At 38.3% G+C, this 20,223-nt stretch carries 30 protein-coding genes; 17 read left to right on the top strand and 13 right to left on the bottom strand.

The annotated features are described in order from the left end of the window. Nucleotide 1 precedes the first annotated feature (1 nt). The 4 genes from KFZ58_RS01620 to KFZ58_RS01605 form a co-directional block, all read right to left on the bottom strand. A complete protein-coding gene (locus tag KFZ58_RS01620; protein WP_235793137.1) occupies nt 2–274 on the bottom strand; it encodes a hypothetical protein in 273 nt (90 codons plus the stop codon). A gap of 15 nt (nt 275–289) precedes the next feature. After that, the gene (locus KFZ58_RS01615; protein WP_235793136.1) at nt 290–619 is read right to left on the bottom strand and encodes a hypothetical protein; all 330 of its coding nucleotides are present in this window, start codon (nt 617–619) and stop codon (nt 290–292) included. Between the two features lie 30 nt (nt 620–649). Then, entirely contained in the window at nt 650–1,066 is a 417-nt protein-coding gene (locus KFZ58_RS01610) for a hemerythrin domain-containing protein (protein WP_235793135.1), read from the bottom strand. A 657-nt stretch (nt 1,067–1,723) separates the two neighbouring features. Next, nucleotides 1,724–1,834 (bottom strand): YjcZ family sporulation protein, encoded by a 111-nt coding sequence (locus KFZ58_RS01605; protein WP_235793134.1) that lies wholly within the window; start codon nt 1,832–1,834, stop codon nt 1,724–1,726. Between the two features lie 267 nt (nt 1,835–2,101). Here KFZ58_RS01605 and KFZ58_RS01600 point away from each other — a divergent pair, with 267 nt between their 5' ends. Continuing rightward, complete coding sequence (locus KFZ58_RS01600; RefSeq protein ID WP_235793133.1) at nt 2,102–2,536, top strand: Hsp20/alpha crystallin family protein; 435 nt, start codon at nt 2,102–2,104, stop codon at nt 2,534–2,536. Between the two features lie 212 nt (nt 2,537–2,748). Here the strand turns inward: KFZ58_RS01600 and KFZ58_RS01595 are convergent, their stop codons facing one another. The 3 genes from KFZ58_RS01595 to KFZ58_RS01585 form a co-directional block, all read right to left on the bottom strand. Continuing rightward, a complete protein-coding gene (locus KFZ58_RS01595) occupies nt 2,749–3,189 on the bottom strand; it encodes a GNAT family N-acetyltransferase (protein ID WP_235793132.1) in 441 nt (146 codons plus the stop codon). 31 nt (nt 3,190–3,220) lie between these two features. Then, nucleotides 3,221–3,931 (bottom strand): class I SAM-dependent methyltransferase, encoded by a 711-nt coding sequence (locus KFZ58_RS01590; RefSeq protein WP_235793131.1) that lies wholly within the window; start codon nt 3,929–3,931, stop codon nt 3,221–3,223. A gap of 87 nt (nt 3,932–4,018) precedes the next feature. Further along, nucleotides 4,019–4,258, bottom strand: coding sequence for a YppG family protein (locus KFZ58_RS01585; RefSeq protein ID WP_235794630.1), 240 nt, complete (start codon nt 4,256–4,258; stop codon nt 4,019–4,021). A gap of 154 nt (nt 4,259–4,412) precedes the next feature. On the opposite strand from KFZ58_RS01585, the gene KFZ58_RS01580 reads away from it, so the two are divergent. Continuing rightward, nucleotides 4,413–5,186, top strand: a complete 774-nt coding sequence (locus KFZ58_RS01580; protein ID WP_235793130.1) for a DUF2268 domain-containing putative Zn-dependent protease — start codon at nt 4,413–4,415, stop codon at nt 5,184–5,186. 82 nt (nt 5,187–5,268) lie between these two features. On the opposite strand, the gene KFZ58_RS01575 is transcribed toward KFZ58_RS01580, so the two are convergent. Further along, on the bottom strand, nt 5,269–5,541 hold the full coding sequence (locus tag KFZ58_RS01575; RefSeq protein WP_235793129.1) for a hypothetical protein: 273 nt from the start codon (nt 5,539–5,541) through the stop codon (nt 5,269–5,271). Nucleotides 5,542–5,750: 209 nt separating this feature from the next. Here KFZ58_RS01575 and KFZ58_RS01570 point away from each other — a divergent pair, with 209 nt between their 5' ends. After that, a complete protein-coding gene (locus tag KFZ58_RS01570; RefSeq protein WP_235793128.1) occupies nt 5,751–5,852 on the top strand; it encodes a YjcZ family sporulation protein in 102 nt (33 codons plus the stop codon). Nucleotides 5,853–5,883: 31 nt separating this feature from the next. Then, nucleotides 5,884–6,048, top strand: a complete 165-nt coding sequence (locus tag KFZ58_RS01565; protein ID WP_304956809.1) for a YjcZ family sporulation protein — start codon at nt 5,884–5,886, stop codon at nt 6,046–6,048. Between the two features lie 72 nt (nt 6,049–6,120). Here KFZ58_RS01565 and KFZ58_RS01560 read toward each other — a convergent pair whose 3' ends face one another. Beyond that, a complete protein-coding gene (locus KFZ58_RS01560) occupies nt 6,121–6,690 on the bottom strand; it encodes an NADPH-dependent FMN reductase (protein ID WP_235793127.1) in 570 nt (189 codons plus the stop codon). A 348-nt stretch (nt 6,691–7,038) separates the two neighbouring features. Here KFZ58_RS01560 and KFZ58_RS01555 point away from each other — a divergent pair, with 348 nt between their 5' ends. The 5 genes from KFZ58_RS01555 to KFZ58_RS01535 all read left to right on the top strand — a co-directional run bounded on the left by KFZ58_RS01555 (nt 7,039) and on the right by KFZ58_RS01535 (nt 12,152). After that, nucleotides 7,039–7,413 (top strand): GntR family transcriptional regulator, encoded by a 375-nt coding sequence (locus KFZ58_RS01555; protein WP_235793126.1) that lies wholly within the window; start codon nt 7,039–7,041, stop codon nt 7,411–7,413. Beyond that, the gene (locus KFZ58_RS01550) at nt 7,413–8,279 is read left to right on the top strand and encodes an ATP-binding cassette domain-containing protein (RefSeq protein WP_235793125.1); all 867 of its coding nucleotides are present in this window, start codon (nt 7,413–7,415) and stop codon (nt 8,277–8,279) included. Before KFZ58_RS01555 ends, KFZ58_RS01550 begins: the two co-directional genes overlap by 1 nt. 1 nt (nt 8,280) lies before the next feature. Further along, on the top strand, nt 8,281–9,051 hold the full coding sequence (locus KFZ58_RS01545; RefSeq protein ID WP_235793124.1) for a hypothetical protein: 771 nt from the start codon (nt 8,281–8,283) through the stop codon (nt 9,049–9,051). Between the two features lie 157 nt (nt 9,052–9,208). Then, nucleotides 9,209–10,396 carry an amidohydrolase gene (locus KFZ58_RS01540; RefSeq protein WP_235793123.1) on the top strand — a complete coding sequence of 396 codons (1,188 nt, stop codon included), beginning with the start codon at nt 9,209–9,211 and terminating at the stop codon, nt 10,394–10,396. A gap of 169 nt (nt 10,397–10,565) precedes the next feature. After that, nucleotides 10,566–12,152: a peptide chain release factor 3 gene (locus KFZ58_RS01535; protein ID WP_235793122.1), complete on the top strand. Its 1,587-nt coding sequence runs from the start codon at nt 10,566–10,568 to the stop codon at nt 12,150–12,152. On the opposite strand, the gene KFZ58_RS01530 is transcribed toward KFZ58_RS01535, so the two are convergent. Then, entirely contained in the window at nt 12,117–12,422 is a 306-nt protein-coding gene (locus KFZ58_RS01530; protein WP_235793121.1) for a hypothetical protein, read from the bottom strand. The two genes, KFZ58_RS01535 and KFZ58_RS01530, sit on opposite strands and share 36 nt — an antisense overlap. 328 nt (nt 12,423–12,750) lie before the next feature. On the opposite strand from KFZ58_RS01530, the gene KFZ58_RS01525 reads away from it, so the two are divergent. The 7 genes from KFZ58_RS01525 (at nt 12,751) to KFZ58_RS01495 (ending at nt 17,098) form a co-directional block, all read left to right on the top strand. Then, nucleotides 12,751–13,956, top strand: a complete 1,206-nt coding sequence (locus KFZ58_RS01525) for a Bcr/CflA family efflux MFS transporter (RefSeq protein ID WP_235793120.1) — start codon at nt 12,751–12,753, stop codon at nt 13,954–13,956. Nucleotides 13,957–14,129: 173 nt separating this feature from the next. Next, on the top strand, nt 14,130–14,441 hold the full coding sequence (locus KFZ58_RS01520; RefSeq protein ID WP_235793119.1) for an AbrB/MazE/SpoVT family DNA-binding domain-containing protein: 312 nt from the start codon (nt 14,130–14,132) through the stop codon (nt 14,439–14,441). Then, a complete protein-coding gene (locus KFZ58_RS01515) occupies nt 14,442–14,711 on the top strand; it encodes a type II toxin-antitoxin system RelE family toxin (protein WP_235793118.1) in 270 nt (89 codons plus the stop codon). Nucleotides 14,712–14,824: 113 nt separating this feature from the next. Next, nucleotides 14,825–15,538, top strand: a complete 714-nt coding sequence (locus tag KFZ58_RS01510; RefSeq protein WP_235793117.1) for a GNAT family N-acetyltransferase — start codon at nt 14,825–14,827, stop codon at nt 15,536–15,538. A gap of 110 nt (nt 15,539–15,648) precedes the next feature. After that, nucleotides 15,649–15,927, top strand: coding sequence for a hypothetical protein (locus KFZ58_RS01505; RefSeq protein WP_235793116.1), 279 nt, complete (start codon nt 15,649–15,651; stop codon nt 15,925–15,927). Nucleotides 15,928–16,165: 238 nt separating this feature from the next. After that, nucleotides 16,166–16,708: an NADPH-dependent FMN reductase gene (locus KFZ58_RS01500; RefSeq protein WP_235793115.1), complete on the top strand. Its 543-nt coding sequence runs from the start codon at nt 16,166–16,168 to the stop codon at nt 16,706–16,708. A gap of 54 nt (nt 16,709–16,762) precedes the next feature. Next, entirely contained in the window at nt 16,763–17,098 is a 336-nt protein-coding gene (locus KFZ58_RS01495) for a DnaJ family domain-containing protein (protein ID WP_235793114.1), read from the top strand. 80 nt (nt 17,099–17,178) lie between these two features. On the opposite strand, the gene KFZ58_RS01490 is transcribed toward KFZ58_RS01495, so the two are convergent. Further along, the gene (locus KFZ58_RS01490) at nt 17,179–17,853 is read right to left on the bottom strand and encodes a Fic family protein (protein ID WP_235793113.1); all 675 of its coding nucleotides are present in this window, start codon (nt 17,851–17,853) and stop codon (nt 17,179–17,181) included. Between the two features lie 261 nt (nt 17,854–18,114). On the opposite strand from KFZ58_RS01490, the gene KFZ58_RS01485 reads away from it, so the two are divergent. Next, entirely contained in the window at nt 18,115–19,281 is a 1,167-nt protein-coding gene (locus KFZ58_RS01485; RefSeq protein ID WP_235793112.1) for an RNA-guided endonuclease InsQ/TnpB family protein, read from the top strand. Nucleotides 19,282–19,515: 234 nt separating this feature from the next. On the opposite strand, the gene KFZ58_RS01480 is transcribed toward KFZ58_RS01485, so the two are convergent. Continuing rightward, nucleotides 19,516–19,767, bottom strand: a complete 252-nt coding sequence (locus tag KFZ58_RS01480) for a hypothetical protein (RefSeq protein WP_235793111.1) — start codon at nt 19,765–19,767, stop codon at nt 19,516–19,518. A 53-nt stretch (nt 19,768–19,820) separates the two neighbouring features. After that, nucleotides 19,821–20,141 carry a cupin domain-containing protein gene (locus tag KFZ58_RS01475; protein WP_235793110.1) on the bottom strand — a complete coding sequence of 107 codons (321 nt, stop codon included), beginning with the start codon at nt 20,139–20,141 and terminating at the stop codon, nt 19,821–19,823. Nucleotides 20,142–20,223: the final 82 nt, after the last annotated feature.

The following is a 20,223-nucleotide window of genomic DNA, read 5'->3' as shown; positions in this document are numbered from 1 at the left end:
GTTATTCGCTCCCTCCGGCACCTGAGTCGATTGGATTAAAGCGTTCTCCGTGAATACGAAAAGTCCCTGTTCCCTCTTCCAATTCTTCCAGGAAAACCTTTAACGTCGGCGCATTTGCCGCAACCAATATCAACCGCTCCAATGTATCAAGATCATTCATCTCGTAAATGGATTCAATAATCCCTGGAGATAGATCACCAAACCGCATTCGTAATACGTAAATCAAATCTTCCCGGTCCTGAACAAATTCTGCATCCTCTTCAAAACCAAACAATTGAATTCCTCCTTTTTAAACTTTTGACTTAGGGTTCATCATTTTGAAATAATCAGCAACCATGACTTCTTGACACTTATCCGCAGTCGATTTCACAAATCCCTCTAGTTCGGTACTTTGCTCCTCTATTGCTTCAAATGTAAAAAATTGTTCTTCTTGATGTGCAAATTGATCACCAAACTTTAATCGAATATGAAGCCCGGTCTCCTCTTTGATTGCATCTGCTTGAATATCATACGTATGAACATTATGGAGTTCTTCAAATTTACCGGTTATATACCAATAAAGATCCGGCGATATCACCCTTAACGACTTTCTTCTCCGGTGCTGTTTATCTTCATTCATGGACTATCCCTCCCTATGAATGACTTTATATTAATGATTTGGTAAAATTCTTTCTTCCTCTTGATTATGCAGTAAATCGACAAGAACTAAAGCCTGGAACCGCTGCAGGACCGCATCACTAAATCCATCCGAATCCAATATCTCCTTAATTTCTTTAACAAGCATTCGCAAAAGATCATGATCGCGGGTCAGCTCAATAATGGAATCTTTTAATTCCGGTGACTCCTCAACCAAGTCCTTATATAATCCTTCTTCTTCCGAGTCCGCGTGTTGCAGTGTTCTTGTTTCCCAATGTTCAACGGCAACATAAGCTGTTTCCAATGCCTTTTCTTCCTGCCCGTTCTTTAAAAGGAACTCGAGAATTTCGTTTAATTCTTCCGCCTCATTTAGCGCTGCTTCATGAATGGCAGAGTGACTATCTATATGTTTCAAACCTGGACCTGACATGTAACATTCACTCCTCTTCTTTTCCTGAAATGTAGATATTCCTAGTATTACTTTTCATTGTAAACAACACAGGGGAAAATAAGCTGTGACAAACGTCACAACTTTTCATTTTTTCTCCTATAATTCTGGATCTTTTTGTAAGTTCTATTGCTTTTAAACCTTCGCAGTTAATATAGAATGTAACATTATGCGCAATACTCTCCGCCGTCCGGGATCGTTCCGGGTAGTCGGACTAGCGATAGCAACGAAACTGTTTCGTTTATTAAAAATAATATATAATAATCCAATGCTAGCGTAGGAAATACACGGAGACTCCTGTGGGGGCTAAAGGCTAGTGAGACCCCGCAGAGTGGAGCTCGAGGAGGCTCAGGCAGCCGCCCACGGAAAGCGTAGTGTATTTCCATAGCGGGTGAATACACCAACCATTTCCTGCTTCGTCACAGTTTATATCTTGTATGTCAAAACACCCATTTTTAAACAACCTATTGCTCCATTAAAAAAAGACTGACAAGAGTAATCTCGCCAGCCCTTTTAGAGGAGGAATCAGTAATATCACTTACCGTCATATATAATAAAATAAAAGGAGGTAATTATTATTTAACGGCAATTTACAAACGTTTACGGGAGGGAAACTGATATCCTGATCCTAATCAAAATTTAGTAGCCGTATCCACCAGCAAAACCGCCGGCACCAACGATGATTAGCAGGATGAAAAGGACTACAATCAATGCAAATCCTCCACCAGCGCCATATCCACCTACACTCATTTTAACACCTCCTAACCCTAATAGAATATGCAGCACATCATAACCTGCGTGGGTCATCCAATCACTTTTGCCAGAATGGGCTATTAAGAAAAACTACCGCGCATTTTTCCAGAAATCGGATACCGGAGGTCGAATTGATGGAAATCGGCTAAAATCCTGGTTTCTTTATCATAAAAATAGGCGGTGGAAAATTCCGTTTTCATAGTGTTTGCCGAGCAGACCTTTGCATAAGTTATAAGTGTAATCATAGAAAAAGAGGTGAAAAAAATGAGTTCGAATAAATACAATAATAATTCATCGTTTGACGGTCTGATGAAAGGGATGGATTCCTTTCTTAATGATTCCTTTAGAAATTTCAATTCCCTGTTTAGTCGAAGATCATTTGATGTAGATATGTATGAAACAAAATCCGATGTTGTTATTCAGGCGAAATTACCTGGAATCAAACGTGATCAGATTGAACTGGAAATTGTAGGGAACCAGATTCGAATAGCTGTCCAAAATACTACAATCTATGAAGAAATCAATGATAGAGAGAAGCATCAGCACAAAGAACAGTCCGAGCAAAGGATGGAACGCTTCGTCACATTACCGTTTACCATTTCCGAAAAAGAAACAACAGCTGCATATAAAGATGGAGTGTCAAAAATTACTACTCCTATAAATAATGCAAGCAGAAAGTTCATTGATATTGACAAATGACGGTAATACATTAGAAAACTTGGCATACGTTAAAGGGATTCTTATGAAAGCGTACTTTGCTTTCTTAGAAACCCTTATGCTTTGGAGTGCAAGTCTTTATGGCGAGTGCCTTAGTTGCACTTATGCAGACAGGAAAGTTTTGTACTTTCCTGTCTGCCAAAAAAACCGGTGATCCACACAAGCTGGAAAACCGGTTTTTACATCGTTTATCGCTATTCAAGATTTCTCTCCATAAGTGAAGAAACTTCCTGAAAACCAAGCCTCTCATACAAATGTTTCACATGATTCCCGGAATATACATGTAACTGTACTTTCTTATATCCCTCTAATTTCAGTTGTTTGAATGCTCCCTCACATAACTCTTCCGCTATCCCCTGCTTACGGTATTGCGGCAAGACATAAACTTCCGGAATAACCCCGACCATTTCTCCCGTATGATAATCCATTATGCTTCCAACGCCGATCCATCCTTGAATGACATTATTTTCAATAGAAACAAGGTAATATCCGCCGCTCAACAAAAACGGAGATACCATTTGCATTGCTTTCTCCCAGCTTGGTTCAACATGACCCATGGTTGATTCCTTTAATACATCCAAAGCGTGACCAAGTATTTCCTGCGACTCACGAGAAGTGGCTTTTCTAACTGTCATTTGCCATTACATCCCCTTAGGCACTGTATTCCTATATCATGCATCGAAATATCCGAAAACCTAAACTATCTTTATAAACATAGGATAAATGCTCATGCTGTTCGTGAATGGTTAAGTAAGTTTCTTTTATGTTTTCTGACAGGGAGAAATCAGCGGCGTTCTCCACATCATCCCCATCAAATTTCTTTTCATATTTTTCTACACCAATCTGCTTGAAACCACCTTTTTGAAAAGCACTTACCCATTCTGCTTCTGTTCGTAGTGGAGAAACACCATAAAAATCAATGATGGACTTCATGTCTTTTTCCGGAAGTGATTTTTCAAGTACCATTTCAATAGCCAGTAACACGCCATTTGGCTTTAATATCCTTTTCAATTCCGGGATGGCCAAAGTGCCATTTGTAAATTGTATTACCGACTCTGAAAGGACCATATCAAAGAAATCCGTATCAAAAGGGAGATTCTCCACGCTACCCTGCTTCACTTCAATAGGTAATTCTAAGGATAAAAATCTTTGTCTTGCTTTATCTATCATTACTTTGCTGCTATCTATAGAAGTAACACTACATTTATACTGTTCGGCAATGTACGCAGAGGTCTGACCTGTACCGCAGCCAATGTCAAGGATTGATGTTGTATGATCTACATTTTCCTTTGATAGAATTTCCTTTGTCAGTTGCAGTCCCCCAGGATGTGCGCCACCAACACCCATTAATGCCAAATAATCAAGATATGTGTCCACATTCGGGCCCCCTCCCTTATTCAATAACACCTTATGTTGGCAGGAGGGATTTGTTCCGCTATTCCTATATAATCCCCCTTGCTGCTCCTACCTTTTGATAAATTTTGTGATCATAGGACTCACCTGACTATATAGATCCATCACCTGTTTACCAGTACCTGTTATCTTATCAAAATCTAATTTGCCATCATCTGTTTGAAACATGGACATTAAGTTTGATTTAGCGGAACCTCCTGGATCTATAGGTGGTCTGGATCCCCCCTGAGGCCTCTGCGATGGTCTAGGCCCTGGTGGCCTGTGCGGTGGTCTGTTTGGGAATAATGGCATTGGCATATAGATAACACCTCCTAATGAAACGTACTATATATTATTCCAATAGAAAAATTTTGCGAAGGTATCTGTCCTGATTATAAAAAAAGATGCGCAACGTTCGTTGTTCGCGCATAGCATAGTTAGAAAATGTGCAGTTAGGGGTGCTAATATGGGCGTTATTCGGACAGATAAGTGGTTACTGGATTTGTATGATGAGCCAGTCGAACTATGTGAAAAGTTAGTGGATTACTTTGATAATGTTTTAGCTTCCGAAATCTATGAATACTTAACAATGCATGGTATGTATCGTTCTCCTTTCAAAAACGCAGAAGATTTTCTAAAGAAATTAAAGAATAATAACGTATGGAAAACGGTACATAAGGAGAAACGGCAGCTCCAAGAAAAATGGGACGGACCGGATATACCTATCTTTCTTTTTCCATCAGATACAAATAACCAAAAATTAATGCGGGACTCCAATGGAAAATCAGGATTGGCATTCAGCGATAAATTATTCTTATTTATTTCAGAGGATAACGAAGAAGATGAAATAAGAGCATTGTTTACCCATGAATACCACCATGTTTGCCGATTATCCAACTATCAGAAAAACATGAAAGATTTCGTATTACTGGACACCATTATTTTGGAGGGTCTAGCTGAAAACGCAGTAAGGGAAAGATTAGGGAAAAAACTAACAGCCGACTGGACCTCGTATTACACAGATCAACAGCTGGAAAAAATGCAGAACAGACTAGTGATCCCAAATAAAACCATCCAGCAAACAGATCCGAGACATCAGCGTATATTATACGGGCTAGGTCTTTATCCCAAGATGGCAGGATATAGTGTTGGCTATTACATCGTAAAGAAATATATGGAGGAAAATAAAAAAACGGCTAAAGATTTATTGCATAAGTCGACGGAGGAATTTATATCCTAAGTTGTATCACTGAAAAAAATAAAACAGACGAAAACATTCTCGTCTGTTTTGCAGTTTGTGTTTTTACTGCAGTATTAAACTTCTACCAATAGAAAAGTGGTAATAAAGCCAATGTACCGATAGCCCCTAATGCAAGACCATAGCCGAAGCCACCGCCACCATATCCATAACCAGGACCATAATATCCGTAGCCAAATCCACCTAAATTCCTTTTGCCGCCAAAGGGTTGTAAATATACGCTTCTATTATCAACATGCTTAATTATTCCTCTGTGAGCTCTTCCATCATGGGTTTTAATTTCAACAGCCCTTCCTTTGTATCGCTGACATACGCCATAAAAATGTTCAGCCGACATTTTTCCACCTCCAATAATCAACCATATGACATCATATGTTGCGACATAAATTATCGTAAAGGACAAATGCATTAGTGTATGCGCGGATATCGAGGAAGCATGCTTCCCAGAAATTAGCGCCCAAAATACTTAGAATATGGGTTATTGTCCCTTCCACTCTTAGGTTAACTACATAGATTAATTGTAAAGAGTCAGGGGGTGTTGTGATAATGAGTGAATCAGTTGGATATGGTGGAGGTTTTGCCTTCGTCGTAGTATTGTTTATCCTATTAATTATTGTAGGTGCATCTTACGGCGGGTATGGATATTAATAATAAAAATTATGAATAGGAGGATTTTATTATGAGTTATGGAATGGGATGTGGCTGTGGAGGACACGGCCAAGTAGCAGGAGCTGGATATGGTGGTGGCTATGGCGGTGCCGGATATGGCGGTGCTGGCGGCGGCTTTGCGTTAATCGTCGTATTATTTATCCTTCTCATCATCGTTGGAGCGGCTTGGTGCTAGACCGTTTTTAAAATGCCGTAGTAAATAGAAGATATAAAAACACACACGTCAATTCGGACGTGTGTGTTTTTATTATACTGTTACTGTTTCTCTCAATGGTTTCAACGCACCGCTCCATGCCAAAACCTGATCAAGCATTTGATTCGCATTATCTGCATGGTAATCTGCAGGCTTGAATACACTCATATTTTCAAAATCAGTCATAATCGAGAATGTAACTGCTGTACGCACATCTGCTACTTGCAGTTCACCTAAAATAAGACGTAGATTTTCATGTGCACGCGTACCACCTAAGCTGCCATATCCTACAAAACCAGCTGCTTTATTGTGCAATTCTGGTTTCAGGTAATCGAGTGCATTTTTAAGTACTGCTGATATCGCATGATTGTATTCCGGTGTTATAAATATATAGCCATCGAAAGAAGCCATCTTTTCTGACCAGGCTTTAGCAGCCGCTTCCGCTTCTTGTTGGCCGGATTCAGCTACTTTTGAACCCAAGAACGGCAAGTTATAGTCAGCGAGATCCACGATTTCATACGTAGCATCATTGCGTTTTGTCGCAAAATCGTATATCCAGTTCGAAACTGCTTCTCCGTTACGACCTTCCCGTGTGCTTCCTAAGATAATTCCAATGTTCAACATGATAATTCCCCCTTGTAGTTGTTATTAAATTGAATTCATTTATCTTTAATTAAACGTTTATGAACTCAATATAGCGTATATTACCATGTATTTCAATCAGATGCAATTTATTTGATCACTTTTTATTATAGGGTTATTAAAAGTAATTAGTAAGGCGCGAGTGTAGCTTTTTTCCTTTGTTTTTCCACAATTGCCCTATTGATGATATTGCTTACACCTATAATTCATGAAGCAGCAAATAAAGTTGGAAGGTTTCAACAAAAAATATTGACAACTAAGAGTTACGCTGTTATGGTTATACACATAAGTATATAACTGCATTAGCAGTTAACCTAAAGGAGGGCCGTAATGAAAAATCTTTTCAAAGAAGATAAACCAATCTATACGCAAGTTCGTGAACAAATTGAAGATCAAATTATAAATAAACAACTGCAAGAAGGTGCTCAGGCCCCTTCTACAAATCAGATAGTAAATTTCTACAAAATAAACCATGCGACAGTTTCAAAAGGGATCAATCAACTGGTAGAAGAGGAAATACTTTTTAAGAAAAGAGGAATTGGTATGTTTGTCGCTGAAGGAGCCAGAGAAAAGCTAATCGAAAAACGACGCGAATTATTTATTGAAGATTATATCGTTACACTCGTTCAGGAAGCCAATAAATTAGAAATTACAACTGAAGAAATTCTAAAGTATATTAAAAAAGTGAAAGGAAGTGAAAAATAATGCATATTGAAGCTAAGAATCTTCAACTCGCATATGGACGTGATCAAATCTTACATGATATCAACTTTCAAATCACCGAACCGATAATATATGGTTTACTAGGTAGAAATGGTGCAGGTAAAACATCGATCCTTTCCCTGCTTGGTTCATTTCGCGAACCAACATCGGGTAAATTATTGCTAAATGGAGAGGAACCATTTGAAAACGCCCGACTCATGCAACAGGTAACTTTTATGTATAACAAGGACTTTACTGGAGAAAGTTCCCCCCCAACAAGTGTCATAAAAGATATAAACCGCTACCGTCCAAATTTTGATTTAGCGTATGCAGAAGAACTATTGAAAAAATTCAAGTTTGAAGAAAAAAAGCCACTAGATAAATTATCTACAGGAAAGCAATCTGCCTTTAACGTCGTTGTCGGATTAGCAAGCAGATCACCGATTACCATTTTTGATGAAGTATATCTTGGAATGGATGCACCAGCTCGAGATTTATTTTATAAAGAATTATTAAAGGAACAAGAACTCCATCCGCGAATTATGATTTTATCTACACATCTCGTTTCTGAAATGGATTATCTATTTGATGAGGTCATCATTATTGACCAGGGTAAGTTACTCCTTCACGAAACATACGATGACTTGGTATCCCGTGGGGTAACCGTGGTTGGAAATAAACAGGCAGTGGATGCATTTGCTAAAGATAAAGAAATATTAAATGAAGAACAATTAGGTGATACAAAATCAATAACACTCTACGGCACATTAAGTGAAGCGGATAAAGCTTCTGCAAAAGAGCAAGGACTTACTATTGGTCCTGTTTCACTTCAAGATTTATTTATTCAATTAACGATGGAGGAGGAATAACATGATGAAACCAGTATCTTTTACTAAAACCGGCCTAGATTTATTTGTCTTACAATTATCATGGACATTTTGGGCTCTTGGAATTTTCCTTCTAATTAACCTGGGTAGAATACTATTTCTGTCACATGTAGATTCATTTTATAGTGCGGGCTATATCGCAGGTAACATCTATATGCTTGTTATTGGGATTATTGCAATTGGCTTCCTAACCTACTACGTGGAAAATGGAATCACAAGAAAGAACTATTTTCTTGGAAATGTCATTGCAAGTATTGGTTTATCAATCGTCATCCCGATTCTAATCTACGGTATTAGCCTTATACAACAGTTTGTAATAAATCGTTTCACCTCCATTGTTTTAAATGAAGACGCACTGGAAAACGTAGTGATTGATATTGATGGAAATATTTTCGGGGAGATTATTCAATCGGTTATCCTAACACCCTTTATTAGTCCGGAGACAAATCTAATACTATCACTTGCATTATTTAGCCTAAATATATTTGTGTTTTATATTATTGGCTGGTTGATTGGAGCGGCATTCAAACGTTTAGGTGTTATTGGTGGTTTACTGTTCATTGTGATTGGGATTGCTCTAATCGCAGTGAAAGATTCTATGATACGATTAGCAATGGGTATACCACTATTTGAAAGCTTTTCATTTTTAGATATTGTTCCTGAAGCATTGGCTTTTCCATTAATTTTTGTAGTCATTGTAGTAACACTTATGATGATACGTCTATTAACGAAACGAGCTGAAATAGATATATAAGAACAAAGCCGATGCATCGTCTGCATCGGCTTTGATGAATAGATTATCTTTGGAATAAATCTACAGCGATCTCAGAGAATCTATACCTTTGGATCGATTCTTTTTTGCGGGATAAAATAAACCAGTACATTGCTAATTCTGAAAGGAGAATTTCTTAATGATAGATAATTTGATGAATATGTTGGAGGAACGGGAAGATGAAATGATTGAAATACGTCGCTATTTACATGAGAATCCTGAGCTTTCTTTTAAAGAGGAAGCAACGGCAAATTATATCGTTGATTTCTATAAAGATAAAAATGTCGAAGTCGAAACGAATGCAGGAAATGGCCACGGCGTTATTGTAACGATAAAAGGAGGGCAGCCAGGTAAGACAATTGCGCTTCGGGCTGATTTTGATGCACTGCCTATTACAGAGGAAGCGGATGTGCCATTTAAGTCAAAAAATGAAGACGTGATGCATGCTTGCGGCCATGATGCGCATACCGCATATCTTTTAGTGTTAGCCGATTGCCTTATCGAATTAAAAGATAAAATCAATGGTACCGTAAAAATCATTCACCAACATGCAGAAGAGCAACCTCCCGGTGGGGCAAAGAGCATCGTAGAAGCAGGTTTTCTAGACGAGGTGAATGCTATTTTTGGTATTCATGTCCTGCCAATGGCTCCTGCAGGAACAGTTGGCTATCATAATGGATATTCCTTTAATGGACGTACCTATTTTAAATTAAAGCTTAAGGGAAGCGGAGGACATGGCTCATCACCCCATAAAGCAAATGACGCTATTGTTGCAGGCGCTTATTTTATAACAGCTGTACAAACAATTGCCAGTCGTAGAGTCGATCCGCATCATGCTGGAGTAGTGACAATGGGTTCATTTGACGGCAAGGGAAGTTTTAATGTTATTAAAGACAGCATTGAAATTGAAGGAGATATACGCTATTCCAATGAGGAAACACAGCATGTTATTGACAAAGAATTTCACCGGATCGTTAACGGGATCGAGGAATTATTTGGTGTAACTTGCGAACTCAGCTATGAACCAGATTATCCACCATTGTATAATGATCCAAAACTAACTGAATTTGTAGCGAATACATTAAATGATGCTAAAGATCAAGATATTAAAGAAGTAAAAGAATTCCCGAAAATGGCACCATCTGATGATTTTGCCCACTATTTGGAGAAGGTTCCCGGTTCTTATTTCTTTGTTGGTGCTACACCAAAGGGAGTGGATGATCCATACTTCAATCATCATCCTAAATTTGATATTGATGAGGACGCCATTCTTGTCGCAGCCAAAGCAGTCGGGCATGTGGCTTGCAGTTATTTACAAGAACAATAATCCCGCCGAAAAGAAGGAAATGTTTATTGACTTCCTACTTGTACTCGTGATATGTTTTTATTCGTATAAATCAAACGGTGTAAGGAGAATCATTCCGATGTAAAAAATCCCCTGATTACAAATAGTGTACGATACGCATAAACTAAATTTTGAATGGAAGGGATTTTTTATGAGTCTACAAGATGAGGTTAATAAACGAAGAACATTTGCAATTATATCGCATCCGGATGCGGGAAAAACAACATTAACAGAAAAACTGCTTGTATTTGGAAATCAAATTCGCTCAGCCGGAACGGTAAAAGGGAAAAAATCCGGGAAATTTGCTACGTCAGACTGGATGGAAATAGAAAAGCAACGCGGCATCTCAGTAACGTCGAGTGTGATGAATTTTCCATATAATGATTATGAGGTAAATATCCTGGATACTCCAGGCCACGATGACTTCAGTGAAGATACGTACCGGACATTGACTGCAGTGGATAGTGTGGTCATGATCATTGATGCTACAAAGGGAATCGAAGCGCAAACGAAGAAGTTATTCAAGGTATGTCGCATGCGTGGTATTCCCATTTTTACATTTATTAATAAATTAGATCGCGAAGGAAGAGAGCCTCTTGAATTACTGGAAGAAATTGAAGCGGTTTTAGATATTAAGACATATCCGATGAACTGGCCAGTAGGAATGGGCAAACGATTCCTCGGTATTTTTGACCGTGATGGGAAACAATTTATTCAATATAATGGAAATGAAGAGGAAACCTATATTCCATATGAAGATTTAGATAAGCCTGCACATGAGGAATTGATTTCTCAGGCAGCGTACCAAGAAACAGAAGAGGAGCTTTCTTTAGTGGAGGAAGCCGGAGATACATTTTCAATGGATGCGGTTATGTCTGGAGAGCAGACACCTGTTTTCTTCGGTAGCGCCCTAGCGCCTTTTGGAGTACAAACTTTTTTCGACACGTTTATATCTATGGCACCATCGCCGACGTCAAGAAAATCAACAGAAGGTGTCATTCAGCCTGATAACCCGGACTTCTCGGGATTTATTTTTAAAATTCAGGCCAATATGAATCCTGCCCACCGTGATAGGGTGGCATTTTTACGCGTTTGCTCCGGCAAATTTGAACGGGGAATGAGTGTGAAGCTGGCAAGGACCGATAAGCCCGTCAAACTCGCTCAAACGCAGCAATTTGTTGCATCTTCCAGAGATACAGTTGAAGAGGCGTACGCTGGGGATATTATAGGTGTCTATGATCCGAATGCATACCGAATTGGAGATACATTAGTTGAAGGCAAAACATCATTTGAATATGATGAGTTACCACAATTTCCGCCAGAACTCTTTAAAAAGGTGACAGCAAGCAATGTCATGAAATCCAAACAGTTTAATAAAGGAATTGAACAACTTGTACAAGAAGGTGCGATTCAATTATTTAAAAGACACCGCAGTGAATCCAATATTTTAGGGGCAGTGGGCGAGCTGCAATATGATGTATTCAAATATAGAATGAAAAATGAGTATAATGTTGAAGTCATGCTGGAGTCAATTGGTGAGCGAATCCCACGTTGGTTAAAAGAAGAACAAGTAGATGAATCTCTCTTTGATGAACGGAATCAGCTTGTCCGGGATCGTGAAGATAATTATGTTGTTTTATTTAGAAACGAGTTCGCTTTAAATTGGTTCAAAGATAACCATCCTAAAATAGAATTGATTGATCTATTTGAGTCTAATATGTATGAGCAGAGTTATTGATAGCTCGTTTTGCTCAGTCTCAGTTAGGGTGGGGCCTTTTCCTGTTTTCAGGAGGAGGCTTTTTTGTTTTTGAATCGCTGTAGATAATTCATTCTCGCTCAGCATGTTACCCGAGTTTATAGTTCTATCCATTTTGCTAATAATTCTATCCAATTTCCCATTTATTGAGATCAAGCATTTGTTCTTTTTCTCAACCATATAAAGAAGCTCTTCCAACGATTTTTCTCTGCGTTTCATACGTTCATCTAATATAGCTAATCGCTCATCCATTACTCATTCTCCTTTGTAAGTAATTACGCGAACTCCTCGTATTTATTACAGTTAAATATTTTATACTTGATTATAACTCTATTCTATCATATTTTTCATCAAAATTTTCATTGAAATTTATTAAATAAATGCCACTTGATCCATTTTCATTTCGATTATAGTTAAAAGGAAAGGCTACGCGCTTGGTGCATGGGGGCTATTCTTTGCTATATTATCACTTTAGAATGGCACAGGACAGACCCCAGAAAACACTAGACTGTCTTTCTCCTCTAGCGTATAATTAAAATGTTTGCTATTAAAAGTAAGATAGAAAGGTGATTGATTATTCATGCTTCATAACCCAACAGGAAAAACGCGTGTGGGGTTAGCTTTACTTCTTGCTATGCTTGCCATTTTAGGTCCCCTAAATATCGATATGTATTTGCCAAGTTTTCCTGGGATCGCTGAGGATTTCAGTACAAACGCTACACTGGTACAGTTAAGTCTGACAGCATGTTTAATCGGACTTGCGATCGGCCAGTTGGTTGTTGGCCCGATCAGTGATGCACAGGGCAGGAGAAAGCCTTTGTTAATTGCTACTACCCTGTTTGCATTATCTTCCATTCTGTGTGCATTAGCACCTAATATTACAACACTGATTGCTGCAAGGTTCCTGCAAGGGTTCACTGCTTCTGCAGGGGTTGTTCTGTCTCGTGCTGTAGTTCGTGATGTATTCAGCGGTAAGGAGCTTACGAAGTTCTTCTCGCTACTAATGGTAATCAATGCTGTTGCCCCTATGGTTGCGCCTATCTTAGGAGGAGCAATTCTGGCGTTTCCATCAGCAGGCTGGCAAACGATCTTCTATACACTGGCTGTAATTGGAATTTTAATTGTTATTATTGTTGCTGCGAAATTAAAAGAAACGTTGCCACCGGAAAAACGTATCCCTAGTTCCATCGGCTCTTCTGTGATGACAATGGGCAGTTTGATGAAAGACCGTTCTTTTATCGGCTATGCGTTAGTTGTCGGGTTTGTCCATGGCGGAAGTTTCGCCTATGTATCAGGAACTCCTTTCGTCTACCAGGATATCTATGGCGTTTCTCCGCAAGTATTCAGTGTGCTATTTGGGATCAATGGAATTGCCATTATTACAGGGAGTTTTATTATCGGACGTCTTAGTGGAATTATCTCAGAAGTGAAAATGCTCCAGGCGGCTGTCACGATCGCACTGACTGCCACTTCTCTATTATTAATTATGACAATTATTCAAGGACCGCTTGCATCGCTTGTCATATTAATTTTTATATACATGACCACCATGGGAATGATTATCACAAGTACCTTCACCCTGGGGATGGCCAAGCAGGGACACCGTGCCGGGAGCGCAAGTGCTATCTTAGGCATGCTACCAATGCTGCTTGGAGCGGGATTTTCCCCACTTGCCGGTATTAATGAAGCCTCAGCTGTTCCAATGGGAGCGATTCTTTTTACAACTTCCCTCATCGGGTTTATTGCTTTCTTTACATTGGTAAAAACGGATCAGAATAAAGAGTAGAGATAAAGAGTCTGTCCCTCACCGCGCTAAAATGATAGCGGTGAGGGACAGACTCTTATATTGGTTTAGAATAACTTTAGTGATAAAATAGATAGTAACAAAGTAGGAATCCAGGAATATATTAACGAATGTTGGATATAATCATGGTAAATACGACTGAAAGCAGGGGTACAATGCCTAATAAGCGTGTACGTTTACGTGGAAAAAACCAAGTAACGATCCCAACTGAACTAATTGAACAATTAAATTTAAAGGAAGGAGAACAATTAGAAGTAACGATTGAAAATGGACGCATCGTCTTAATTCCCGTAATAACCATCGAAAAAGACCAAGCTTGGTTCTGGACGGAAGAATGGCAAAAAGGGGAGCGGGAAGCAGATGAAGATATTAAAGCAGGACGCGTAAAGTCTTTTAAGAATGCAGAAGAAGCTATAGAATGGCTTGATAGTGATGAGGCTGATTCATGGGCGAATGAGGATAAATAAATGGAACTATATTTTACAACTAGTTTTGTTAGGAAATATAAAAAATTAGATACACAATCTCAAAATATCCTCAAGAAAACATTGAAATTGATGGAAGAAAATTTTTCTCATCCTTCACTAAGAATAAAAAAGATGAAAGGTTATCAAAACCCGGATATATGGGAAGCAAGTGCTAGTATGGATTTACGAATTACTTTTGAAATTGAAAAGCCTAAAAAAGTAATTCTGCGTAATTGCGGACATCATGATCAAACTTTAAAAAATCCTTAAAATGCTATACGGTTTGAATATCACTCAAGGAAGACACGGAAAGAATCTTACAATGAAAGTACTCAGTTAATCTCACTCTAATATAGTAGAGTGAAGATAGGAGATACAATCTATTGAACTTATTTAACATCATCAAAAATGAACAGAAATATTGGTTAGTTGATCAGGTGAAACGCGACAGCGTAGTAAAAGGGGAATATAAAGATCAACTTGAACAATTACTGCCTGAATGGAAACAAGAAAACGTTGATTATTTATCACTGGTTATAGATGAATCTTTTCACAATTGGCTAGTTTCCAAAGGGTTTCATCAAGTTTCAACCACCGTGGAATACAAAAGAAAATTGAGCGCTTTGCCTGAGATAAATAACGAAATCCGTTGGCATTCTCTTTCCGAGGGATGGATAGGGGACGCGGATTATGGGAATTTATACGATCGATGCAGCTCCGGATCGGCTAATAAAAGTTCGCAAGCAAAGGACCAATTCTTGCTTTCACTGGAGAGTGAACTAGGTGTTGAATGGCGCAATCATTGCTTTTATTTCACAAAAAATGAGGCCTTGATAGGCATTTGTATCCCCCATATAGAGATGGGAACAGAAAATGAAGGCAGGTTGTTTTACTTTGGTGTTGTTCCTGAATGGCGTAAGAAAGGCATCGGAACGGAGATTCACAAGATAGCATTAAGACTGCTGCACCAACTGGAAGCCACCTATTATATCGGCAGTACTGATATTAGTAATGTACATATGGCACAAATTTTTAAACAAAACGGTTGCGTACTTCATGACCGAAAAGGGCAATACAGGATCGCACAGACCCCTTAGTAATTGGTTGTAAAATTATTTAAAGCACTTTAAAATTAATTTAAAAGCTTCAAAAGATGTGATTACAGTTACAGAAAGGAGAACTAAAATTGTTCAGATGTGCATGGTGTATGAAAAAAATTGCTGATGACGAACCATTATCCGCAGTAAACGTCAAATTTGCGGAAGGGATCGATTACAAGGATGTGGAGGGAGAAATTATTCAAATCTATTTAAACTCCCGGAAGACCAGTGTCCCGATGATTGTCACAACATCCGACTCCGAAGCCAAGAAACATGGACAAGATGGCCTGTTTGCAGTTTGCAATCATAAATGTGGAGAAAAAATGAAAGCTGAACTTGCAAAGGAAATCAATACCTTCAAGAATTTTTCAGATGCAGATCTATAGAATCTTAGATTGAAGAACAAGGTCTATGGAACTTTTTACCGAATAAATTATCATACATTAATACATTCACCTCAACTTACTAATCAATGATTGAAAAACCATATATAAGCTGTTCTCCGTTTGCAAAAAATTATCCTATTGAAGTGATGACATCGGTAAAATAATAATATATCTTGTTAAGGTGCCATAAGGCATCTTAGTGTAAATACAAATGATAATGTGAAAAGAGGGTATAATGATGAAACTTGTGGGGGTATCGGGAGCGCCGGCTGGTGAAAAGACGTCTCTAGCTGTACATGACGTTCTAGTCGCAGCTCAACACCTTGACTCAACGATACAGACAGAGTTAATTGACATAAGGGAGTATGAGATCGAATTTTCTGTTGGTGCTGCGTTATCAGATTACAACGATGACACCTGGAATGTTGTTAATAAAATCTCGTCTGCCGATTTTCTCGTATTTGGCACACCGATTTATCAAGCATCCATTTCAGGAGCATTAAAAAATCTCTTAGACTTTTTTCCGGATAATGCCTTCAAATATAAAGTTACAGGTATTGTATCAACTGGTTTATCTAACAAACATTTTCTAGTACCAGAATACCAATTAAAACCAATCCTCACTTATTTCAAAGGATTAACACCAACAGGTAATGTTTTTATCCATAATGATTGCTTTGACGACGAAAGTGAAGCAATTATAGATCGGGATGCTTCCGATCGAATTCAAAAACTTGCTCATGAAATGATTTATCTTCAACGGGGAATTAATAATAGATAATGCCTCATGATTCGTGCAGGGTTTCGTGAAAGGAGTGCAACTATGTATATTTTTGTGGAAGAACAAATCAAAAAGGCGGTTGATAATGGCGAGTTTGAAAATCTGCCAGGGAAAGGAAAACCACTTAATCTGCATGATGATTTGCAAGGAGTCCCTCCAGAATTAAGAATGGGATATAAAATACTGAAAAACGCTGGATATATGACGGAAGAAACAGATAAAAAGGGCGATGTCACCCTGGATGCTTTATTAACTTCTGCAACAGGCAACAAAGAAAAAAATGAAATACAAAACAAGCTGGAATTTGATGAGCTTGTCAGAGAAAAAAAATTGCATAAGAACAAGAAATTTGCCACCTACGCGCAAAAAATTTACAAGAAACTATTTTAATCATTTGACGGAGGGAGTGCGGGCCTGGTGAAAATGAATAAAGAAGCATGAGAACCGTCCCCGTGCTTCCCCCACCTTGTTCATTTACCCCTGAATGAACAAATCCTTTTCATTTCCTTCTCTATTTTCTTTTCTGCATATCTACTAAATCCTTCTGCATCTTGTGTTGACAGGAAAAATATATATCTTTCTTTTTCTTCTTTTTCTATAATTAAAGGGGCTAAATCGTTTTTTAAAAGCAAGTAATTCATTATTAGTCTTCCAACTCGGCCATTTCCATCTGCAAATGGGTGAATTCGCTCAAATTCAATATGGCTTTCACATACCAATGGAATAATATCTTCTTTTATATTTGTTAACGCCATTCGATAAGAAATGTTATCCACCCATTGTTCCATCGTTAAAGATGTTTCACTTGGTTTCGTTGTTTCGAATTCTGCTCCTTTAACATCATTCACTTCTGTTTTAAATTTTCCTCTTTCATGATGCAGACGATTCATTAATAAGGAATGTGTTTCAAGCAAAATATCCATCGTAAATTCTCTTTCCAATGTATCAGGATCTAACAAAAATGCCATAGCATACCGATGATTATCAATCTCATATAGTTCTCGTAAGGAAACCTTGTTCGGTACGGTATTGTGAAGAATAATCGATACCGTTTCAGGTAAACTAATCGTGTTATTTTCAATTGCGCTCGAATGGTGAGACATTCTGACAAAGAAATCATCGATATATTCTTGCGGCAGCTTCATTTTGTAACCTCCAACGTTCCAATTGTATGAAACAGTATACCATACTACTTATGATTTCATCACCTCTGCTTCAGTGCATTAATTCCTGATTAGATTAATCAAACGTTTGTTTAACAACTTTGCCGAGAAGTCCCCTTCAAAATCTTTGATTTAGTAGGGGATGAATCGGCGCTTTATTATAATAAAAAACAAAAAAGTCTAGACAACAAAACAAATGTTTGGTATGATTGTTACAAATCAAACGTTCGGGAAGTGAAAAAAATGCTGGTACGCATGAATTACAAATATGAAATGTTTCCAAACGAAGAGCAAATTCAAAAGCTGGATAGCTGGCTGTCTATTTGTCGTCAGCAGTACAATTCTGCACTTTTGGATAAACAGCGCTTTTACCAACAAAACAAGTCAGGACTGTCCCGAACTACATTACAAAAACAACAAAAAGCGGATAAAGAAAAGATTCCTTTGCTTAAAACAATCCCGTCACAGCCTTTGCAGGAGGTATTATTCCGTCTGGAACGATCCTACAAGAACTTTTTCGACGGGCGAGCACGTTATCCAAAGATCAAGAAGCATAAAGATTATAATTCGATGACGTTCACACAATTTGGGGTTGAAAAACTTACTATAAAAAACAAGAAGACCGGTAAAGTCAACATACGTGATGTGCGTTACGCTGCATCGTTAGACGAGAATAACCGTCTAATGATCTCAAAGCTTGGGGCAGTATACGTAAACTTTCATCGCCCATTGGAGGGCAAGGTGAAACAAGTTACCATCAAACGCCAGGGCAACCATTGGTTTGCGATATTCAGTGTTGAAAAACACGTAAACGAAACGGTTGATTTCCCTGTTCCATCAACAGGAATTGATGTTGGTATCCAAAAGTTTGCCGTACTAGCGGATGGGACTAAAGTCGAAAATCCGAAGTTCCTTGTGAAAGAAGAAAAGAAATTAAAACGAGCGCAAAAGAAACTTTCCCGCATGAAAAAAGGCTCAAATAACTGGAAAAAACAACTTCAGAAAGTGCAGCAACTTCATATAAAAGTTGCGAACCAGCGCCGTGATTTTCTCCATAAGTTGAGCTATCATCTTTCGAAAACGTATAAATTCGTTTTTGTGGAGGACCTGAATATACGAAATATGGTTAAAAATCGTCATTTGGCAAAGGCGATTCATGACGCCGGTTGGGGTGCTTTTTGTAATAAGCTCGGATACAAAAGTGAGAACAATGGTGGGAAACTCGTAAGAATGAAAGCGCACTATACCAGTCAAGACTGTTCCAATTGTGGGAAACGCGTGAAAAAGTCTCTTTCCGTTCGCACACATGTATGCAAGTCATGCGGGACAATTTTAGACCGTGACCATAATGCTGCCATCAATATTGAAAAAGTTGGACTGGGTATTTTGGGTTTGCATCCAACTGCATAAATGGATTGGTTTGACTGTAGGGCAAGGTCCTGTCCGAACAGTATAAAACAAAGCCCTGGGAGATGATGTAAGACTCGGTTCCATAGAACAAAGCCATCGTCTGTGAATGGGGAAGCTCCATCAAAATCTTTGATTTAGATGGAGAGGTTCACTGTCTTATCATATTACAGAACCAAGCAGTTTTTTAACAGGTAATTAAGCCCTGAAATAGAGGTAGAAACCCATATCCATAATCTAGTCGTCTCCGTTTCCAAGTAACTCTTTTAGTGATTTCCTTGAATAATCAGGAAGTATTTCAATAAAGTGATCTAACCCCATGTTGTAGATCAGAGCAAGGCAAAAAGTATCTCTTTGTTCCCCAGATGGGTCAAACGCAACACCATCCCATAATTCTAGCTTATTTTCATGCGGAGTTACGTTCTCCCAATCTGATGCTGTTAATGGTTTACCTTCTTTTGTTGGCTCCATTTTTTCATGGATTCTCACCCCCTAACCACCTTTTTTTCCTTCTTTTTAAAGCCCCATATTTTATATGCTTGCTAATCACTAAGTTTTGTCATCGTACAATAAATAGATACATTCTCTTCGCCGTTATTTGTGAAGCCAATTTGTTCCTCCTTGCCACAATAAATGACGTCTCCTTTTTCTACTTCCAGTTCTTCGCCATCTATCAAAAACACGCCATCTCCCTGGATCAGGTATAAATACAATTCACGTTTCGGATGATTATGTGATTTCATATGCTGACCTGGTAAAAAATTCAGAAGGAAAGCGACACTGTGTTTGTTTCGAATTATATTGATCTTTGTAAACCGCTTTTCATCAAATTGCTGTGCGTCTGTAATTAACTGTTTCTCCATTTTTTCCGCTCCCTGTTCTTTTAAAATTTAGCATGCTAGATGATAATCTCTTATAAGGTTTACTTGATTACAATAAACCTGA

Origin of the sequence: Virgibacillus sp. NKC19-16 (assembly GCF_021560035.1) — a bacterium.
Taxonomy (GTDB): Bacteria; Bacillota; Bacilli; order Bacillales; family Amphibacillaceae; genus Virgibacillus_L; species Virgibacillus_L salidurans.
The sequence above is the reverse complement of the archived record's forward strand: the minus strand, read 5'-3'. Positions and strand labels throughout refer to the sequence as shown.